The organism is Enterobacter sp. JUb54 (genome assembly GCF_014298075.1).
GTDB lineage: Bacteria > Pseudomonadota > Gammaproteobacteria > Enterobacterales > Enterobacteriaceae > Klebsiella > Klebsiella lignicola.
The window spans coordinates 3,441,249-3,458,850 of sequence record NZ_CP060418.1 but is presented as its reverse complement, the minus strand read 5'-3'; the positions used below and the strand labels follow the sequence as shown (position 1 = coordinate 3,458,850).

General features: G+C 56.8%; 18 protein-coding genes. 6 read left to right on the top strand and 12 right to left on the bottom strand.

The window, feature by feature from the left end:
- Nucleotides 1–7: 7 nt before the first annotated feature.
- Nucleotides 8–1,294, top strand: coding sequence for a TRAP transporter large permease (locus HF679_RS15930; RefSeq protein ID WP_123757909.1), 1,287 nt, complete (start codon nt 8–10; stop codon nt 1,292–1,294).
- Between the two features lie 85 nt (nt 1,295–1,379).
- On the opposite strand, the gene ridA is transcribed toward HF679_RS15930, so the two are convergent.
- The 5 genes from ridA to HF679_RS15910 all read right to left on the bottom strand — a co-directional run bounded on the left by ridA (nt 1,380) and on the right by HF679_RS15910 (nt 3,478).
- Entirely contained in the window at nt 1,380–1,766 is a 387-nt protein-coding gene (gene ridA / locus HF679_RS15925; protein ID WP_154145047.1) for a 2-iminobutanoate/2-iminopropanoate deaminase, read from the bottom strand.
- Between the two features lie 161 nt (nt 1,767–1,927).
- Nucleotides 1,928–2,389 (bottom strand): aspartate carbamoyltransferase regulatory subunit, encoded by a 462-nt coding sequence (gene pyrI / locus HF679_RS15920; RefSeq protein WP_123757911.1) that lies wholly within the window; start codon nt 2,387–2,389, stop codon nt 1,928–1,930.
- A 12-nt stretch (nt 2,390–2,401) separates the two neighbouring features.
- On the bottom strand, nt 2,402–3,337 hold the full coding sequence (pyrB, locus tag HF679_RS15915; protein WP_187042217.1) for an aspartate carbamoyltransferase: 936 nt from the start codon (nt 3,335–3,337) through the stop codon (nt 2,402–2,404).
- A 2-nt stretch (nt 3,338–3,339) separates the two neighbouring features.
- Nucleotides 3,340–3,399 carry a pyrBI operon leader peptide gene (locus tag HF679_RS24895; protein WP_112150686.1) on the bottom strand — a complete coding sequence of 20 codons (60 nt, stop codon included), beginning with the start codon at nt 3,397–3,399 and terminating at the stop codon, nt 3,340–3,342.
- Nucleotides 3,374–3,478 (bottom strand): pyrBI operon leader peptide, encoded by a 105-nt coding sequence (locus tag HF679_RS15910; RefSeq protein WP_123757913.1) that lies wholly within the window; start codon nt 3,476–3,478, stop codon nt 3,374–3,376. Before HF679_RS15910 ends, HF679_RS24895 begins: the two co-directional genes overlap by 26 nt.
- 194 nt (nt 3,479–3,672) lie before the next feature.
- Between HF679_RS15910 and HF679_RS15905 the strand changes: the two genes are divergently transcribed.
- Nucleotides 3,673–4,125, top strand: a complete 453-nt coding sequence (locus HF679_RS15905) for a YhcH/YjgK/YiaL family protein (RefSeq protein ID WP_123757982.1) — start codon at nt 3,673–3,675, stop codon at nt 4,123–4,125.
- Between the two features lie 59 nt (nt 4,126–4,184).
- Here HF679_RS15905 and argF read toward each other — a convergent pair whose 3' ends face one another.
- Nucleotides 4,185–5,189, bottom strand: a complete 1,005-nt coding sequence (gene argF / locus HF679_RS15900; protein ID WP_123757914.1) for an ornithine carbamoyltransferase — start codon at nt 5,187–5,189, stop codon at nt 4,185–4,187.
- Between the two features lie 162 nt (nt 5,190–5,351).
- Here argF and rraB point away from each other — a divergent pair, with 162 nt between their 5' ends.
- On the top strand, nt 5,352–5,777 hold the full coding sequence (rraB, locus tag HF679_RS15895) for a ribonuclease E inhibitor RraB (protein ID WP_123757915.1): 426 nt from the start codon (nt 5,352–5,354) through the stop codon (nt 5,775–5,777).
- Nucleotides 5,778–5,947: 170 nt separating this feature from the next.
- Nucleotides 5,948–6,712 (top strand): tRNA isopentenyl-2-thiomethyl-A-37 hydroxylase MiaE, encoded by a 765-nt coding sequence (gene miaE / locus HF679_RS15890; RefSeq protein ID WP_187042216.1) that lies wholly within the window; start codon nt 5,948–5,950, stop codon nt 6,710–6,712.
- A 276-nt stretch (nt 6,713–6,988) separates the two neighbouring features.
- On the opposite strand, the gene HF679_RS15885 is transcribed toward miaE, so the two are convergent.
- The 4 genes from HF679_RS15885 to pepA form a co-directional block, all read right to left on the bottom strand.
- Nucleotides 6,989–7,492 (bottom strand): GNAT family N-acetyltransferase, encoded by a 504-nt coding sequence (locus tag HF679_RS15885; protein ID WP_123757983.1) that lies wholly within the window; start codon nt 7,490–7,492, stop codon nt 6,989–6,991.
- Nucleotides 7,493–7,615: 123 nt separating this feature from the next.
- The gene (locus tag HF679_RS15880) at nt 7,616–10,471 is read right to left on the bottom strand and encodes a valine--tRNA ligase (RefSeq protein ID WP_123757917.1); all 2,856 of its coding nucleotides are present in this window, start codon (nt 10,469–10,471) and stop codon (nt 7,616–7,618) included.
- Nucleotides 10,471–10,914 carry a DNA polymerase III subunit chi gene (gene holC, locus HF679_RS15875; RefSeq protein WP_123757918.1) on the bottom strand — a complete coding sequence of 148 codons (444 nt, stop codon included), beginning with the start codon at nt 10,912–10,914 and terminating at the stop codon, nt 10,471–10,473. Before holC ends, HF679_RS15880 begins: the two co-directional genes overlap by 1 nt.
- 186 nt (nt 10,915–11,100) lie before the next feature.
- On the bottom strand, nt 11,101–12,612 hold the full coding sequence (pepA, locus tag HF679_RS15870; RefSeq protein ID WP_123757919.1) for a leucyl aminopeptidase: 1,512 nt from the start codon (nt 12,610–12,612) through the stop codon (nt 11,101–11,103).
- A gap of 268 nt (nt 12,613–12,880) precedes the next feature.
- Here pepA and lptF point away from each other — a divergent pair, with 268 nt between their 5' ends.
- Entirely contained in the window at nt 12,881–13,978 is a 1,098-nt protein-coding gene (lptF, locus tag HF679_RS15865) for an LPS export ABC transporter permease LptF (protein ID WP_187042215.1), read from the top strand.
- Nucleotides 13,978–15,060 (top strand): LPS export ABC transporter permease LptG, encoded by a 1,083-nt coding sequence (lptG, locus tag HF679_RS15860; RefSeq protein ID WP_123757921.1) that lies wholly within the window; start codon nt 13,978–13,980, stop codon nt 15,058–15,060. The genes lptF and lptG overlap by 1 nt, the downstream gene beginning before the upstream one ends.
- A 39-nt stretch (nt 15,061–15,099) precedes the next feature.
- On the opposite strand, the gene HF679_RS15855 is transcribed toward lptG, so the two are convergent.
- Together HF679_RS15855 and HF679_RS15850 are read right to left on the bottom strand one after the other, a co-directional pair.
- Nucleotides 15,100–16,602, bottom strand: a complete 1,503-nt coding sequence (locus HF679_RS15855) for a helicase HerA-like C-terminal domain-containing protein (protein WP_123757922.1) — start codon at nt 16,600–16,602, stop codon at nt 15,100–15,102.
- A gap of 97 nt (nt 16,603–16,699) precedes the next feature.
- Nucleotides 16,700–17,521, bottom strand: a complete 822-nt coding sequence (locus HF679_RS15850; protein WP_154145046.1) for a TIM barrel protein — start codon at nt 17,519–17,521, stop codon at nt 16,700–16,702.
- Nucleotides 17,522–17,602 lie beyond the last annotated feature (81 nt).

The window sequence follows — 17,602 nt, the reverse complement described above, 5'->3', positions numbered from 1 at the left end:
AATACAGATGGATGCCTTTATTCTCGTTTTTACGCTGGCGATCATGCTGGCGATTGGGGTGCCGGTAGCGTACGCCGTGGGGATCAGCGCGATCGTTGGCGCCTGGTATATTGATATCCCGCTGGAGGCGGTGATGATCCAGCTGACCAACGGCGTGAACAAGTTCTCGCTGCTGGCGATCCCGTTCTTTATCCTCGCCGGGGCGATCATGGCCGAAGGGGGGATTGCGCGGCGGCTGGTGAACTTTGCCTACATTTTTGTCGGGTTTATTCGCGGCGGCCTGTCGCTGGTGAATATTGTTGCCTCGACCTTTTTTGGCGCGATTTCCGGGTCATCGGTGGCGGATACCGCCTCTATCGGTTCGGTGATGATCCCGGAGATGGATAAAAAAGGCTACCCGCGCGACTTTGCGGCGGCGGTGACCGCCAGCGGTTCGGTCCAGGCGATCCTGACGCCGCCGAGCCATAACTCGGTGATTTACTCGCTGGCTACCGGGGGGACGGTGTCGATTGCCGCACTGTTTATCGCCGGGATCCTGCCGGGACTGTTGCTCAGTTTTGCCCTGATGGTGATGTGCGTCGGCTTTGCCCACAAGCGCGGCTACCCGAAAGGCGAGCGGGTGCCGTTTCGCCAGGCGTTGACGATCTTTGTCGATACGCTATGGGGCCTGATGACGGTAGTGATCATCATGGGCGGGATCCTCTCCGGTATTTTCACCGCCACGGAATCGGCGGCGATTGCCTGCCTGTGGGCCTTCTTTGTCACCATGTTTATATACCGTGACTACAAATGGTCCGAGCTGCCAAAGCTGATGTATCGCACGGTGAAGACCGTCACGATCGTGATGATCCTGATCGGTTTTGCCGCCGCCTTTGGCGCCATCATGACTTACATGCAGCTGCCGATGCGCATCACCGAAGCCTTTACCAGCATCTCGGATAACAAGTACGTCATTCTGATGTGCATTAACATTATGCTGCTGCTGGTCGGTACGCTGATGGACATGGCTCCGCTGATTCTGATCCTGACGCCGGTGCTGCTGCCGGTGACCAATGCGCTGGGTATCGACCCGGTCCACTTCGGGATGATCATGCTGGTCAACCTTGGGATTGGCCTGATCACGCCGCCGGTCGGTTCGGTGCTGTTTGTGGCCAGTGCGGTGAGTAAGCAGAAGATAGAGCAGGTGGTGAAGGCGATGCTGCCGTTTTATGCGGTGCTGTTCCTGGTGCTGCTGCTGGTGACCTATGTTCCGGCGATCTCGCTGTTCCTGCCGAAACTGTTTGGCGTGATGTAATGCGTGAGAAGGGGTGAATGTATCCGGCCTGAGCAAACAATGCAGGCCGGATAAGCCAGCAGACTATCCGGCTGTGATGCAGAGATTAGCGGCGAATAGCGATCGCTTCGATCTCGATTTTCACGTCTTTCGGCAGACGAGCAACTTCAACGCATGAACGGGCCGGGAAGGTGGCCTGGTGTTCGGTGAAGAACGCTTCATACGCAGCATTCACGGTGGCAAAGTCGTTCAGATCTTTAACGAAGACGGTAGTTTTCACAATATCGCCCACTTTCAGGCCCGCGGCTTCAACGATAGCCTTCACGTTGTCCAGAGACTGACGCGCCTGAGCGGCGATATCTTCCGGCACGCTACCGGTTTTCGGGTCGACGGGGATCTGGCCGGAAGTGATGATCATGCTCCCCAGATCAACACCCTGAACGTATGGGCCGATTGCTGCTGGTGCATTTTCCGTCGCGATAGTTTTAGACATGAGTTCTCCTTAATAACAGCATTATATACCCTTCATCCTGCGAGTTGCCTCGTCGCGGCAGGGGGCGAATGGTCCGTGCTGCCGGCAAAGACGCAGCTTGCAGCATTGCGCGTATGGAACCCGGCCATTATAGGGAGCCGGGTAGCCAATACCAACCTCAATTAGTTGGCCAGAACCACATAATGTGAAAACTCTTTTTCACAATATTTGCACTTCAGCGCGATATCATTTTCACGTTTTTTGACCGCGAAGCTCGAGGAAACCGGCTCGGCGTGGCTGATGCAGTTGCTGTTCGGGCAGACCAGCACGTTGTTAATCCGGTCCGGCAGGTTAGGGCGTAATTTGCCTACCACTTCATAATCATCGATACGGTTAACCGTGGCATGCGGGGCATACAGCGCCAGCTGGTTTACCTGTTCTTCGGTCAGGAAGGTATTCTCGATTTTCACCAGGTCTTTGCGGCCCATTTCGCCTGACGGCAGATTCAGGCCGATGGTGATGCGCTGATCCGTTTCGGTCAGCTTAAACAGCGTCAGCAGCTTAAAACCAACCTGCGCAGGGATGTGGTCGATAACGGTGCCACGTTTGATGGCTTCTACTTGCAGTTTATTATCGTGTGTCATGGTCGTTTCCCCTTACAGAGCCAGCTCGCTATTGAGTACCAGTGCCAGTAATGCCTGGCGGGCGAAGATGCCATTCCCGGCCTGCTGGAAGTACCAGGCGTGCGGCGTTTTATCAACATCGGTGGTGATTTCATCAATGCGCGGCAGCGGGTGCAGCACTTTCATATTATCGCGGGCGCCTTCGAGGTCGGCGGCGCGCAGGACAAACTGCGCCTTCACGTTGGCGTATTCGGACGGGTCGAGACGCTCTTTCTGTACGCGGGTCATGTAGAGAATATCCACGTCCTCCATTACTTCATCAATGGCGCTATGCACGCTCCAGGCAATCCCTTTCTCATCCAGCATATCGAGGATGTACTGCGGCATGGCTAACGCATCCGGAGCGATAAAGTAGAAGCGGTTGCCGTTAAACTTCGCCAGCGCCTGGGTCAGGGAGTGGACGGTGCGGCCATATTTGAGGTCGCCGACCATCGCGACGTTGAGATTTTCCAGGCGGCCCTGGGTTTCCTGAATGGTGAACAGATCGAGCAGGGTTTGCGTCGGGTGCTGGTTGGCGCCATCGCCGGCGTTGAGGACCGGAATGCCGCCGGAAAACTCGGTCGCCAGCCGTGAGGCCCCTTCCTGCGGATGTCGCATCACGATGGCGTCGACATAGGTGCTGATGACCGAAATGGTGTCGGCCAGGGTTTCCCCTTTTTTGCCCAGCGAGGTGTTGCTGCTGTCAGAGAACCCTACCACGCTGGCGCCCAGGCGGTGCATCGAGGTTTCAAACGACAGGCGGGTACGGGTGGAGGCTTCAAAGAAGCAGCTGGCGATAACCTTATGCTTCAGCAGTTCCGGCTGTGGGTTTGCTTTGAGTTTTGCAGCGGTCGCCAGCACCAGTTCGAGGTCTTCTCGGCTGAGATCGTTTATGGAAATGATATGTTTTTGATATAGCGGGTTAGCCATGTTTATCTCCTGACGCCTGGGCAAAAAAAAAGCCCCTTAAATAAGGGGCTTCGAGAATTCATTGAGCAACGGAAAGAAAAACGCTACGCCAGCGCCTGTGTACAGACGCGGTAAGACAGAATGTCGTACGCAGTAGACCATGCTTCCTCCCGGCAAATCGACCGACATTATATGCAGCTCAAATTTCGGATCAAGTGATTAGTCCACAAACAAGAAAACGATTGCCTCAGGAAGCCTGCGCCAGCGCAAAAAACCATAAAAAATAAGTGGTATGGCAGTGCGAAGGGGCGTATAAAAACAAAAATGAAAAGCTGTTTTATATTTTGGGGAATATTATGATCGTTGGTCACATCCATCATTTGCAAACCTGGCTGCCGGACGCGCTGCGTCAGGCGATTGAGCATGTTAAAGCGCACGTCAGCGAGGAGACGCTGCCGGGAAAATACGATATTGACGGCAACAATGTGTTTTACCTGGTCTCGGAAGACACCACCGAGCCATTTGCTGCCCGCCGCGCGGAGTACCATGCTCGCTATCTGGATATCCAGATTGTCCTGCGTGGTCAGGAGGCGATGACCTTCAGCACGCAGCCTGCCGGCACGCCGGACACCGACTGGCTGGAAGGGAAAGACATTGCGTTTCTCGCCGCCGGCGAGCAGGAGAAAACCGTGATTCTCAGCGAGGGTGACTTTGTGGTGTTTTACCCGGGCGAAGTTCACAAACCGCTGTGCGCCGCGGGCGAACCGGCCAAAGTGCGTAAAGTGGTTGTGAAGGTGCGGATGGCGTAACGGCGCAGTCCGGGATCTCCCCGGTGGCGCTTCGCGCCGCCATCCGGGGATATGTTTCGTTATTTACTCAGCGTTGCCACCATCACCGCTTTAATGGTGTGCATGCGGTTTTCCGCCTGATCGAAGACGATACTGGCGGGCGATTCAAAGACCTCGTCGGTCACTTCCATGCCGCCGTGCAGGCCGTACTCTTCGGCCATTTGTTGGCCCAGGGTGGTTTGATCGTCATGGAATGCCGGCAGACAATGCAGGAACTTAACCTGCGGGTTACCGGTCAGTGCCATCATTTCGCTATTCACCTGATAGGCACGCAGCAGCGCGATGCGCTCCGCCCACTTCTCTTTGGCTTCACCCATAGAAACCCAGACGTCGGTATAAATAAAGTCCGCGCCCTTCACGCCAGCGGCGATATCTTCGGTCAGGGTGATGTTACCGCCGTGCTTCTGCGCCAGCGCCGTGCACTCTGCCACCAGATTCTCTTCCGGCCAGCAGTCCGCCGGGGCCACCAGGCGCAGATCCAACCCGGTCAGCGCGGCGGCTTCAAGCATGGAGTTCCCCATGTTGTTGCGGGCATCACCGGCATACACCAGCGTCATTTCGTTAAAGGCTTTGCCCGGAAGATGCTCCTGCATGGTCAGCAAATCGGCCAGCAGCTGGGTTGGGTGGAACTCGTTAGTCAGGCCATTCCACACCGGGACGCCGGCATAGCTGGCTAGCGTCTCGACGATCTCCTGACCATGACCGCGATACTGAATACCGTCATACATCCGTCCCAGCACGCGAGCCGTATCTTTAATCGATTCTTTATGGCCAATCTGGCTGCCGCTTGGCCCGAGATAGGTCACGCGGGCGCCCTGGTCAAATGCGGCAACTTCGAAAGAGCATCGTGTACGGGTAGAGTCTTTTTCGAAGATGAGCGCGATGTTTTTTCCAGCAAGGTGTTGGATTTCAATGCCGTTTTTTTTATCGGTTTTCAGTCTGGCGGCCAGCGCCAGTAGGGCAGTGATTTCTGCAGGGGTAAAATCGAGCAACTTTAGAAAATGTTTGTGATAAAACGCGGACATGGTTCCCTCGCTGGCTTAAGCCACTTATTGAATTAAAATTCAATTTATATGTATGAATATTCATTTGCAACCCCGTTTCACAAATCTTTTGCACAAAGGTGGAGGCAATCACGGCGGTATGTGACAATAGAAGTATCTGTCGCACATTATGAGGAACAAGCCATGGCAAACCCGGAACTACTGGAAGAACAGCGCGAAGAAACGCGTCTGATTATTGAAGAACTGCTCGAAGACGGCAGCGACCCTGATGCGCTGTACACCATCGAGCATCATCTCTCCGCCGACGACTTTGAAACTCTGGAGAAAGTGGCAGTAGAAGCTTTCAAAATGGGCTACGAAGTGACCGAGCCGGAAGAGCTGGAAGTCGAAGAAGGCGAAGTGGTTATCTGCTGCGATATCCTGAGCGAAAGTGCCTTAAAAGTAGAACTGATTGATGCCCAGGTGGAGCAGCTGCTGAACCTGGCAGAGAAATTCGGCGTTGAATATGACGGTTGGGGAACCTACTACGAAGACCCTAACGGCGAAGACGGTGACGAAGAAGACGACGAAGATCTCGTCGATGAAGACGACGACGGCGTTCGTCACTAAGCAAGCCTGCACGTCATCCTTCAGGCACTTCTCTGTTGGCGATACTCAGAAACCCCGGCGACATAGCGACTATGCCGTCGGGGTTTTTCGCCTTAATGCACCTGATCGATCCTGTGCATTGTTGGATACGGTGACGACCGATGACCGTTGGCGTATAGCAAGGAACTTTAATGGACTACCCGCAAATACTCGCCCCTGTACTCAATTTTCTCCACTGCCCGACGCCGCAGGCATGGATTGATGAAGCCCGTAAGCCGGAAAATCTGCCGCTGCTGCTGACCGACCACATGGTCTGCGAGCTTAAAGCGGCGCAGAACGCGCTGCTGCTGGTGCGCAAATATGTCGCCGATAAAAGCGGGGCCGACGAACTGCTGGCCTGCCTGAAGCCGTATGAAGACTTTACCTACCGCTGGGGGCCCGAGCCGGATTTCGCTGCGCTGCATAAACAGATCAACAAAAGCACGATGCCGCAGACCGACGACCCCTGGGGGCGTCAGCTGGTGGACAGTATGGTGCTGCTGATTAAAGAGGAGCTGCATCACTTCTGGCAGGTGCGGGAGATGATGCTGGCCCACGATATCCCCTACGTCAAAATGACCGCCAGTAACTACGCGCGCGGATTACGCAGGGAGGTGCGTTCCCACGAACCGGTGATGCTTATCGATAAGCTGATTTGCGGAGCCTATATCGAGGCGCGCTCCTGTGAGCGCTTTGCGGCACTGGCGCCGTGGCTGAATGACGATCTGCAGAAGTTCTATCTGTCGCTGCTGCGCTCCGAAGCGCGGCATTATCAGGATTACCTGGATCTAGCGCAGCAGATTGCCGATGAGGATATCAGCGAGCGGATCCGCCAGCTTGGCGAAGCTGAGGCGGCGCTTATTCTCGCGCCAGAAGCCGAGTTGCGTTTCCACAGCGGCGTCCCGGTTAACGTTTGAGAGAGGATAATCCCGGAGGCGGTGCTCCGCACCTGTCCGGGCTACCAAACCGCACGCACCTGTAGCCCGGTCAGCGAAGCGCCACCGGGGAGATGCCGGAGGCGGAGCTCGGCATCAGTCCGGGTTACCAAATCGCACGAACCTGTAGCCCGGTCAGCGAAGCACCACCGGGGAAATGCTGGAGGCGGCGCTCGGTACCAGTCCGGGTTACCAAATTGCACGCACCTGTAGCCCGGTCAGCGAAGCGCCACCGGGGAGGATCACGGCGCTGAGAAGCTACAGCGCTTTGAGCATCCGGACTTCGCAGTCCACATGGCCGGTACGGCCCAGCGGCGCGTCGATATGCAGGAAGCCGAGGTGTTCATACAACCCGACGGCTTCTTTCAAAAAGGCGGTGGTTTCCAGATAGCAGCGTTTGAAACCCTGCTCGCGGGCGTGTTCCAGCGCCAGCAGCGCCAGTTTCTTTGCCAGCCCCTGGCCACGGGCGGAGGTCATGAAATACATTTTCTGCAGCTCGCAGATATCCGCTTCACTATGGGCCAGCGGCGCTACGCCGCCACCGCCAACCACCCGGCCATCCTGTTCAACCACCCAATAGGCCGATCCCGGCTGGCTGTAAAGCTCAAACAGCTCATCCAGATTCGGATCGGCTACCGTATAGCCTTTATCTGCCGTCAGCCCATACTCCGCAGAAACCTGGCGGATAACCTGAGCAATAGCGGCATTATCTTCAGCGGTGATGCGGCGCAGCGACAATGTGGTGGTCGCGATCGTATTCATACGATGACTCATAGCAAAAAAATAGCGGATGGTGTTGTTAATAACACCCTGTACGGGGAAAGTGCAAGCGGGGAACGCGGATAAAAAAACGCCCCTTGCCGGATTGCGCAAGGGGCGGATGGATTACAGCGCGGCGATGACCGCCTGCTGTTCAATCAGTTTGCTTTTCGCTTCCGCGTAGCCTTCCAGTTTCTCGCGCTCTTTGGCGATAACCGCTTCCGGGGCACGGGCTACGAAACCTTCGTTGGAGAGCTTGCTTTCGATGCGGCTGATTTCACCTTCGATTTTCGCCACTTCCTTCGCCAGACGCGCCAGCTCATCTTCTTTGTTGATGAGACCCGCCATCGGGATCAGCAGCTCGGCGCCGTCGATAATCTTAGTGACCGAAACCGGACCTTTATCATCGGCAGACAGCACGGTGATGCTTTCCAGACGCGCCATCGACTGCAGGAAGCTCTGGTTGTCAGTCACGCGACGCTGAGCGTCAGCGCTACAGCCGCGCAGCAGCAGTTCCAGCGGTTTACCCGGAGCGATGTTCATTTCCGCACGGATATTACGCACGGCGACGATCGCCTGCTTCAGCCATTCGGTATCGGCCAGCGCCGCTTCATCGACCTGAGACGCATCGTACTGCGGGAACGGCTGCAGCATGATGGTGTCGGCGGTCACGCCGCAAATGACCTTCACGCGCTGCCAGATGGTTTCGGTGATGAACGGAATGATCGGGTGCGCCAGGCGCAGCAGTCCTTCCAGCACGGTCACCAGCGTGTTGCGGGTGCCGCGCAGTTCAGCGTCTGAACCACCGGTCATAACCGGCTTGGTCAGCTCCAGGTACCAGTCACAGAACTGGTTCCAGGTGAATTCATACAGAATGCCCGCGGCGATATCGAAGCGGTAGCTGTCCAGCGCCTCGCGGTAGTTCTTGATGGTCTGGTTGAATTCCGCAAGGATCCAGCGATCGGCCAGAGACAGCACCATGTCGCCGCCGTTAAAGCCGCAATCCTGATCTTCGGTGTTCATCAGCACGAAGCGGCTGGCGTTCCACAGCTTGTTACAGAAGTTGCGGTAACCTTCCAGGCGTTTCATGTCCCAGTTGATGTCACGGCCGGTAGAGGCCAGCGCCGCCAGGGTGAAGCGCAGGGCGTCGGTGCCGTGCGGCTCGATGCCGTTCGGGAACTGTTTCTCAGTGCGTTTGGCGATTTTCTCTGCCAGCTGCGGCTGCATCATGTTGCCGGTACGTTTTTCCAGCAGATCCGGCAGGGAGATACCGTCGACCATATCCAGCGGGTCAATGACGTTGCCCTTGGATTTGGACATCTTCTGGCCTTCGTCGTCACGAATCAGACCGGTCATGTAGACGGTATGGAACGGAACCTGCGGCTTGCCGTTTTCATCTTTGATGAAGTGCATGGTCATCATGATCATGCGGGCAATCCAGAAGAAGATGATGTCAAAGCCAGAGACCATCACGCTGGTCGGGTGGAACTGACGCAGAGCATCGGTGTTTTCCGGCCAGCCGAGGGTTGAGAACGTCCACAGCGCGGAGGAGAACCAGGTGTCGAGCACGTCTTCGTCCTGGCGCAGCGCGACGTCAGCGGACAGGTTGTTTTCCTGACGCACTTCGTCTTCGGTGCGGCCCACGTAGACGTTGCCTTCGTTGTCATACCACGCCGGGATGCGGTGACCCCACCACAGCTGACGGGAGATACACCAGTCCTGAATATCGCGCATCCAGGAGAAGTACATGTTTTCGTACTGCTTCGGCACGAACTGGATGTCGCCGTTCTCAACCGCTTCCACGGCCGGTTTAGCCAGCACGTCGGCACGCACGTACCACTGGTCGGTGAGCATCGGTTCGATAACCACGCCGCCACGGTCGCCGTACGGTACGGTCAGGTCGTGCGGTTTAATCTCTTCCAGCAGGCCCAGCGCGTCGATAGCGGCAACAACGGCTTTACGCGCGGCAAAGCGTTCCATTTTCTGGAACTCCGCCGGGATGGCGTTCGAGTAAACGTCGGACTCTTCGCCTTTGGTGTCATACACTTCCGCGCTTTCACGGATATCGCCGTCAAAGGTCAGAATGTTGATCATCGGAAGCTGATGACGACGACCGACTTCGTAGTCGTTAAAGTCATGCGCCGGGGTGATTTTTACGCAGCCGGTGCCTTTTTCCATATCGGCGTGTTCGTCGCCGACGATCGGAATGCGGCGGTCAACCAGCGGCAGCACGATGAATTTGCCAATCAGGTCTTTGTAACGCGGGTCTTCCGGGTTAACGGCCACGCCGGTATCACCCAGCAGGGTTTCCGGACGGGTGGTCGCCACCACCAGGTAATCTTTACCGTCTGCGGTTTTCGCGCCGTCGGCCAGCGGGTAGCGGATGTGCCACATTGAGCCTTTGGACTCACGGTTTTCCACTTCGAGGTCGGAAATCGCGGTGCGCAGTTTCGGGTCCCAGTTGACCAGGCGCTTGCCGCGGTAAATCAGGTCTTCTTTGTACAGGCGCACAAAGACTTCTTTCACCGCATTGGAGAGGCCTTCGTCCATGGTGAAGCGCTCGCGCTCCCAGTCCACGGAGTTGCCAAGGCGGCGCATCTGACGGGTAATGGTGCCGCCGGATTCGGCTTTCCACTGCCAGATTTTATCGATAAAGGCATCGCGACCGTAATCGTGGCGGGTTTTACCTTCTTCAGCAGCAATCTTACGCTCCACCACCATCTGGGTAGCGATACCCGCGTGGTCGGTACCTGCCTGCCACAGGGTATTTTTACCCTGCATGCGCTGGTAGCGAATCATGGTATCCATGATGGTTTGCTGGAAAGCATGACCCATATGCAAACTGCCGGTGACGTTCGGCGGCGGGATCATGATGCAGAAGCTTTCCTGGCTTTCATTACCATTCGGTTTGAAATAGCCCTGCTTTTCCCAGTGCTCGTAAAGCGGCTGTTCGATATCTTGTGGGTTGTATGTCTTTTCCATTATTTCCAGGTTGCCGTATTCAGGTTGAAACCAGCCATGCGGTACGCTTTGTAGCGTTCGCGCGCCAGTTGTTTCAGAGAATCTTCGTAAGGGACAAAGTCTACCACTTCTGTGAAAGCGGTGGCAAAATCTGCAAAATTAACCCGCAGACTGATCAGAATATCCCGCGGGCTGCTGTTGCGCTTTTGCGGCCAGGCAATTTCCACCGGTGCGCCGCCTCTGGGGCCTTCTCCCGCCAGATTATGCGGGACGAAGCTTTCCGGGGGACGCGCCCACAGCGCTTCATCGAGGCGAATGGCCTGCTGCTCATCTTCGCAGGCAATCAGCACACGTTTGCCGCTGCGCCAACGTTCTGCGGCAACGTCACACACCAGTTGTTCAACGGCGCTTAAGCCATCCTGTTGCGTATCATTGTCGAGCAGATAGAACGTTGCATTCTTCATAATCTATACCCATTGTCTTTCTGGCGGCCTCGTTGTTGGCTGCCCTCGCTCATCCCAGTCACCCCGTTATCTATGCTCCTGGGGATTCGTGCGGTTGCCGCCGTGACGTAACCCGAAATCCAGAGGGTATAGAATGTAATGGGGGCACTGAACCCGGCAAGCAAGGCCTGCCGGGTACGCTTGATTTTACTCTTCGCCAGTAAACCCGGCGCGGTTGAGCAGGAACTGCGACAGCAGGGCGACCGGACGACCGGTGGCGCCTTTGGCTTTACCGGAACGCCATGCGGTACCGGCGATATCCAGGTGCGCCCAGTTGTACTTACGGGCGAAGCGCGACAGGAAGCAGCCGGCGGTGATGGCACCGCCAGGACGCCCGCCGATATTCGCCATATCCGCGAAGTTCGACTCCAGCTGATCGTGGAACTCGTCGCTCAGCGGCAGACGCCACGCGCGGTCACCCGCCAGTTCAGAGGCGCCAATCAGTTCGTGGGCCAGCGGATTGTGGTTCGACATCAGGCCGGTGATGTGATGGCCCAGCGCAATCACGCAGGCGCCGGTCAGCGTTGCCACGTCGACTACCGCTTCCGGTTCGAAACGTTCAACGTAGGTCAGCACGTCGCACAGCACCAGGCGGCCTTCTGCATCGGTGTTTAACACTTCAACCGTCTGGCCGGACATGGTGGTCAGGACGTCGCCCGGACGATAGGCGCGTCCACCAGGCATGTTTTCACAGCCGGCCAGCACCCCAATCACGTTCAGCGGCAGCTGCAGCTCAGCGACCATGCGCATCACGCCGTAAACCGCTGCGGCGCCGCACATGTCGTACTTCATCTCATCCATGCCTTCGGCAGGCTTGATGGAGATGCCGCCGGAGTCAAAGGTCAACCCTTTGCCGACCAGCACGATTGGCCGCGCATCTTCCGACGGGTTGCCTTTGTATTCGATAACCGACATCAGCGACTCGTTCTGCGAACCGTTGCCGACCGCCAGATAGGAGTTCATGCCCAGCTCGCGCATCTGCTGTTCGCCAATCACGCGGGTGACGACATTTTTACTGTAGGTATCGGCCAACTGACGAGCCTGAGAAGCCAGGTAAGCTGCGTTACAGATGTTCGGCGGCATATTGCCGAGATCTTTCGCCGCTTTGATGCCGGCGGCAATTGCCAGGCCGTGCTGGATAGCGCGCTCGCCGCTGGTCAGCTCGCGACGGGTCGGAACGTTGAAGACCATTTTACGCAGCGGGCGACGTGGCTCGCTTTTGTTGGTTTTCAGCTGATCGAAGCTGTACAGCGTCTCTTTGGCGGTCTCAACGGCCTGGCGTACTTTCCAGTAGTTGTTGCGGCCTTTGACGTGCAGCTCGGTCAGGAAACAGACCGCTTCCATCGAACCGGTATCATTCAGCGTATTTATCGTTTTCTGAATGACTTGTTTATACTGACGTTCATCCAGCTCACGTTCTTTGCCACAGCCAATCAACAGAATGCGCTCTGACAGAATGTTGGGCACATGGTGCAGCAGCAGCGTCTGGCCAGGTTTACCCTCCAGTTCACCGCGACGCAGCAGCGCGCTGATATAACCGTCACTGATTTTATCGAGTTGTTCGGCAATCGGGGAGAGGCGGCGCGGCTCAAAAACGCCGACTACGATACAGGCACTCCGCTGTTTCTCCGGGCTACCGCTTTTTACACTGAACTCCATGCACTACGCTCCTGAATCTTAAAGACAACGACGGTGGCTACGGATAGAATTGAAAGCTTTCGTAACTCATGTCCGCTGTTGCGGTGACTTCGTGTTAATCTTAACGTTATTACGGCTTTGGTTCGTCAGAAAAAAAACCTGATACGCGGAACCAATGAGTCATTTAATCTTAGCGATGATTTCGAAGACCAAAGAGAATAAATGACGTTTAAGCCATGAAACAAGCAATTTTCCTGCAATAAGACGGGTTTTTACGGGCGTATTTATAGTGATAATCATAAGATATCTGGTTCGTGAGACGCTGAAAAGCCAGTTGGCGATCCTGTTCATCCTGCTACTCATTTTCTTTTGCCAGAAACTGGTCAGGATCCTCGGCGCGGCGGTAGATGGCGACATCCCGACAAATCTGGTGCTCTCCCTGTTAGGGCTGGGCGTACCGGAAATGGCGCAGCTTATTCTGCCCCTGAGTCTGTTCCTCGGGCTGCTAATGACGCTGGGCAAACTGTATACCGAAAGTGAAATCACGGTGATGCACGCCTGCGGCCTGAGCAAGGCCGTGCTGGTCAAAGCGGCGATGATCCTCGCGCTGTTTACCGGTGCCGTGGCGGCCGTCAACGTGATGTGGGCCGGCCCCTGGTCGTCCCGCCATCAGGATGAAGTACTGGCAGAAGCCAAAGCCAACCCCGGCATGGCCGCGCTGGCCCAGGGCCAGTTCCAGCAGGCCAGCGATGGCAGCGCCGTGCTGTTTATTGAAAGTGTGAACGGCAATCGCTTCCAGGATGTATTCCTTGCGCAGCTGAAGCCGAAAGGCAATGCGCGTCCTTCCGTCGTCGTGGCGGACACCGGCGAACTGTCGCAGAAGAAAGACGGTTCGCAGGTGGTGACCATGAATCAGGGTACCCGCTTTGAAGGCACGGCGATGCTGCGTGACTTCCGCATTACCGACTTTAAAAATTACCAGGCAATTATCGGCCATCAGGCGGTCTCCTCGGACCCCAGCGATACTGAACAGATGGACATGCTGACGCTGTGGAAAACCGATACTGACCGCGCCCGCGCGGAGCTGCACTGGCGCTTCACGCTGGTGGCGACGGTGTTCATTATGGCGCTGATGGTGGTCCCGCTGAGCGTGGTGAATCCACGTCAGGGACGGGTGCTGTCAATGCTGCCGGCGATGCTGCTGTACCTGGTCTTCTTCCTGCTGCAAACCTCGATTAAGTCCAACGGCGGTAAAGGTAAAATCGACCCGATGATCTGGATGTGGGGTATCAACCTGCTCTATTTCGCGCTGGCCGTGCTGCTGAACCTGTGGGATACGGTGCCGATGCGCCGCTTCCGTGCCCGTTTTAACAAAGGAGCGGCGTGATGCAGGCGTTTGGCGTACTCGACCGTTATATCGGTAGGACGATTTTCAACACCATCATGATGACGCTGTTCATGCTGGTGTCGCTGTCGGGCATTATCAAATTTGTCGATCAGCTGAAAAAGGCCGGCCAGGGCAGCTATGACGCGCTCGGTGCCGGGCTGTATACCATTCTTAGCGTACCGAAAGACGTGCAGATTTTCTTCCCGATGGCGGCGCTGCTTGGCGCACTGTTGGGGCTCGGGATGCTGGCACAGCGTAGCGAACTGGTGGTGATGCAGGCCTCCGGTTTCACCCGTTTACAGGTGGCGCTGGCGGTGATGAAAACCGCAATTCCGCTGGTATTGCTGACGATGGCGATCGGTGAATGGGTCGCGCCGCAGGGCGAACAGATGGCGCGTAACTACCGTGCGCAGCAGATGTACGGTGGGTCGTTGCTGTCCACCCAGCAGGGGCTGTGGGCGAAAGACGGTCATAACTTCGTTTATATTGAGCGGGTGAAAGGCAACGATGAGCTGGGCGGCGTGAGTATTTACGCGTTTAACGATCAGCGTCGTTTGCAGACCGTCCGCTATGCGGCCTCGGCGAAATTCGATAACGACAATAAAGTCTGGCGCCTGTCGCAGGTCGATGAGTCAAACCTCACCGACCCGAAACAGATAACCGGATCGCAGATGGTTAGCGGAACCTGGAAAACCAAGCTGACGCCCGACAAGCTGGGCGTGGTGGCACTGGATCCGGATGCGCTGTCGATCAGCGGCCTGCACAACTACGTGACCTATCTGAAATCCAGCGGCCAGGACCCGGGGCGTTATCAGCTCAATATGTGGAGCAAAATCTTCCAGCCGCTGTCGGTAGCGGTGATGATGCTGATGGCCCTGTCGTTTATCTTCGGCCCGCTGCGTAGCGTGGCGATGGGGGTGAGGGTGGTCACCGGGATCAGCTTTGGCTTTATCTTCTACGTGCTGGACCAGATTTTTGGCCCACTGACGCTGGTTTACGGCATCCCGCCGATTATCGGTGCGCTGCTGCCAAGCGCCAGCTTCTTCCTGATCAGCCTCTGGCTGATGATGAAAAAGAGCTAGCACGACGTCCCCCGCGCGGTCATCGCGCGGGGGGCGATACTACCGTTTTCGCCCGCCCAGTAAACTTCCCAGCATACCTCTGACAATCTGATTGGTTACCTGCCGCACCGCGCTTTTCGCCGCGGTCTGCACGATGCCGTCCCGCTTGCCGCCTCGTGGCCCGGTGGTGCCGAACAGAATATCTTTCAGCCCGCCGAGCAGACCGTCGTCATCGCTGGCCGTCTGGCCTTTGGCCGGGGGCGCCGCCTGTTGATCCACGGTGGCCTGAACCCCTTTTTGCAGCATTTCAAACGCCGATTCACGGTCGATCTCTTCTTCGTATTTACCGTACAGCGCGGAGTGGTTAATCAGGCCGTTGCGCTCGTCGTCGGTCACCGGCCCCATTCGTGAGCACGGGGCGATAACCATGGCGCGTTCGACCACCGACGGGCTGCCTTTCTCATCGAGGAAGGAGATCAGCGCTTCGCCGGTGCCCAACTCCTGAATCGCCTGCTCGGTGCTGAAGGCCGGGTTGGCGCGCATGGTCTGCGCCGCGGTTTTCACCGCTTTCTGATCTTTCGGCGTAAAGGCGCGCAGGGCGTGCTGAACGCGGTTACCCAGCTGACCCAGGACCGCGTCGGGAATATCTGACGGGTTCTGCGAGACGAAGTAGACCCCCACGGCTTTGGAGCGAATCAGGCGGATCACCTGTTCGATTTTATCCAGCAGCACCTGCGGGGCATCGTTAAACAGCAGATGCGCTTCATCGAAGAAAAAGACCAGTTTGGGCTTATCGAGATCGCCGGCTTCCGGCAGACGCTCGTAGAGTTCAGAGAGCATCCACAGCAGGCTGGCGGCGTAGAGCTTAGGCATCTGATACAGCTTCTCGGCGCTGAGGATATTTATCACCCCTTTGCCATTTTCATCGAGGCGCATCCAGTCCTGGATATCGAGCATTGGCTCACCGAAAAAGTGTTCCGCCCCCTGCTGTTCCAGGGTCAGCAGGCCGCGCTGAATGGCGCCGACCGAGGCGCTGCTGATGTTGCCGTACTGGTTCTGAAAAGCTTTGGCGTTATCGCCGATATACTGGGTAATGGCGCGTAAATCTTTGAAATCGAGCAGCAACAGGCCGCGATCGTCGGCGATGCGGAAGATGATATTCAGCACCCCGGACTGGACTTCGTTGAGGTTCAGCAGGCGCGCCAGCAGCAGCGGCCCGAGATCCGACACCGTGGCCCGTACCGGGTGGCCTTTCTCGCCGAAAATATCCCATACCACCACCGGGTTGGCGTGCGGCTGCCAGTCGCTGACGCCGATTTTCTCCAGCCGCGCCTGCAGCTTCTCCGACGCCTGGCCGGCTTCGGCAATCCCGGTCAGGTCGCCTTTAACATCGGCCATAAAGACCGGGACGCCAATCTCTGAGAAGGATTCCGCCAGCTTTTGCAACGTGACGGTTTTACCGGTGCCGGTGGCGCCGGTAATCAGGCCGTGACGGTTGGCCATTCCTGGTAACAGATGCAGCTGGGTTTCCCGGGTGCGGGCAATCAGCAGGGGTGAGCTCATGTTCGATTCCTCCATTTATCCTGCGTCGATTATAGGCAACCTGGCCGCAAACCGACGTGAGAAATCTCCCCTCTGACAGAATACGCCGCGCTTTTCCTCAGCCGCAGTGCTGTTGGATCAGGGCGATGCTGCGATCCGTTTCGCGGCGGATATCCGCGTCGTTCCACGAGGCCAGCTCCGGCGCAAAAGGCTCGAACGCGTACACGCCCTGGTAGCCGCGCGCTTCCAGCTGCTTGATTTGCTCGCAGGTCTGCAGCTTGTCGTGGGTCGTCAGCATGATCCGCTGATCGTCGGTAAGGTTCTCCCGCGGGCGAGAGTCCTCCACGCCGGAAAGGTGCACCAGGCCAATTTCCGCGACATCCAGTTGGGCAAACTCAGCCTCCGCCTGCGGGTAAAGATGGTGATGGAAGGTATCGATCAGCAGCTTAAACGGCACCTGCGCGTCGCGGATCAGCGCCTGTGCCTGGGCGGCGGAACGCAGCGAGCTTTGCGGGAAGCCCAGAGGCTCCACCAGCCCCTGCACACCGTAAAAAGCAAACAGGGGGGACAGCTGGTGCAGCGCGTTCAGCGTCTCGCTGGCGGACACCTCGCGGCCATCATTCAGCGGACACAGCACCAGCGATTTTGCGCCGATGGCGCGGGCCTCTTGCAGCAAGGATTCGGTGAGGTTGCGCACCTGTTCCGTGCAGCAGTTGAAAGGATAAACGGCGTTGATGGTCAGGATCTCAATATGGTAACGCTCGGCCAGCTCGCGCACCTGCTGATGGCTCAGATCGTCGGTCACGCGGCCTGAGGGCAAATCATTGCGTAGCTCGACCTTATTCAGTCCAAGGCTGTTCACCAGACGGAAAAACGCCTCGATGCTCAGGGAAGGGGCGATCTTACGATTCAGACAAAAACGCTGCAGTGCGATAGCCATGTGGCTCTCCTGGAAACGGTAGGGTGGGTTCGTTCGATTGCCTCTAAGTCAAAACATTTATTTCAAAATTATCAATAACTG

Bases quoted from the DNA above. Each gene is read 5' to 3' on its own strand.
- HF679_RS15910 (WP_123757913.1), bottom strand. From the start codon at position 3,478: ATGGTCTACTGCGTACGACATTCTGTCTTACCGCGTCTGTACACAGGC.
- pepA (WP_123757919.1), bottom strand. From the start codon at position 12,612: ATGGAGTTCAGTGTAAAAAGCGGTAGCCCGGAGAAACAGCGGAGTGCC.
- HF679_RS15850 (WP_154145046.1), bottom strand. From the start codon at position 17,521: ATGGCTATCGCACTGCAGCGTTTTTGTCTGAATCGTAAGATCGCCCCT.
- holC (WP_123757918.1), bottom strand. From the start codon at position 10,914: ATGAAGAATGCAACGTTCTATCTGCTCGACAATGATACGCAACAGGAT.
- pyrB (WP_187042217.1), bottom strand. From the start codon at position 3,337: ATGGCTAACCCGCTATATCAAAAACATATCATTTCCATAAACGATCTC.
- HF679_RS15905 (WP_123757982.1), top strand. From the start codon at position 3,673: ATGATCGTTGGTCACATCCATCATTTGCAAACCTGGCTGCCGGACGCG.
- HF679_RS15930 (WP_123757909.1), top strand. From the start codon at position 8: ATGGATGCCTTTATTCTCGTTTTTACGCTGGCGATCATGCTGGCGATT.
- pyrI (WP_123757911.1), bottom strand. From the start codon at position 2,389: ATGACACACGATAATAAACTGCAAGTAGAAGCCATCAAACGTGGCACC.
- ridA (WP_154145047.1), bottom strand. From the start codon at position 1,766: ATGTCTAAAACTATCGCGACGGAAAATGCACCAGCAGCAATCGGCCCA.
- HF679_RS15855 (WP_123757922.1), bottom strand. From the start codon at position 16,602: ATGAGCTCACCCCTGCTGATTGCCCGCACCCGGGAAACCCAGCTGCAT.
- HF679_RS15880 (WP_123757917.1), bottom strand. From the start codon at position 10,471: ATGGAAAAGACATACAACCCACAAGATATCGAACAGCCGCTTTACGAG.
- HF679_RS15885 (WP_123757983.1), bottom strand. From the start codon at position 7,492: ATGAATACGATCGCGACCACCACATTGTCGCTGCGCCGCATCACCGCT.
- miaE (WP_187042216.1), top strand. From the start codon at position 5,948: ATGGACTACCCGCAAATACTCGCCCCTGTACTCAATTTTCTCCACTGC.
- rraB (WP_123757915.1), top strand. From the start codon at position 5,352: ATGGCAAACCCGGAACTACTGGAAGAACAGCGCGAAGAAACGCGTCTG.
- argF (WP_123757914.1), bottom strand. From the start codon at position 5,189: ATGTCCGCGTTTTATCACAAACATTTTCTAAAGTTGCTCGATTTTACC.
- lptG (WP_123757921.1), top strand. From the start codon at position 13,978: ATGCAGGCGTTTGGCGTACTCGACCGTTATATCGGTAGGACGATTTTC.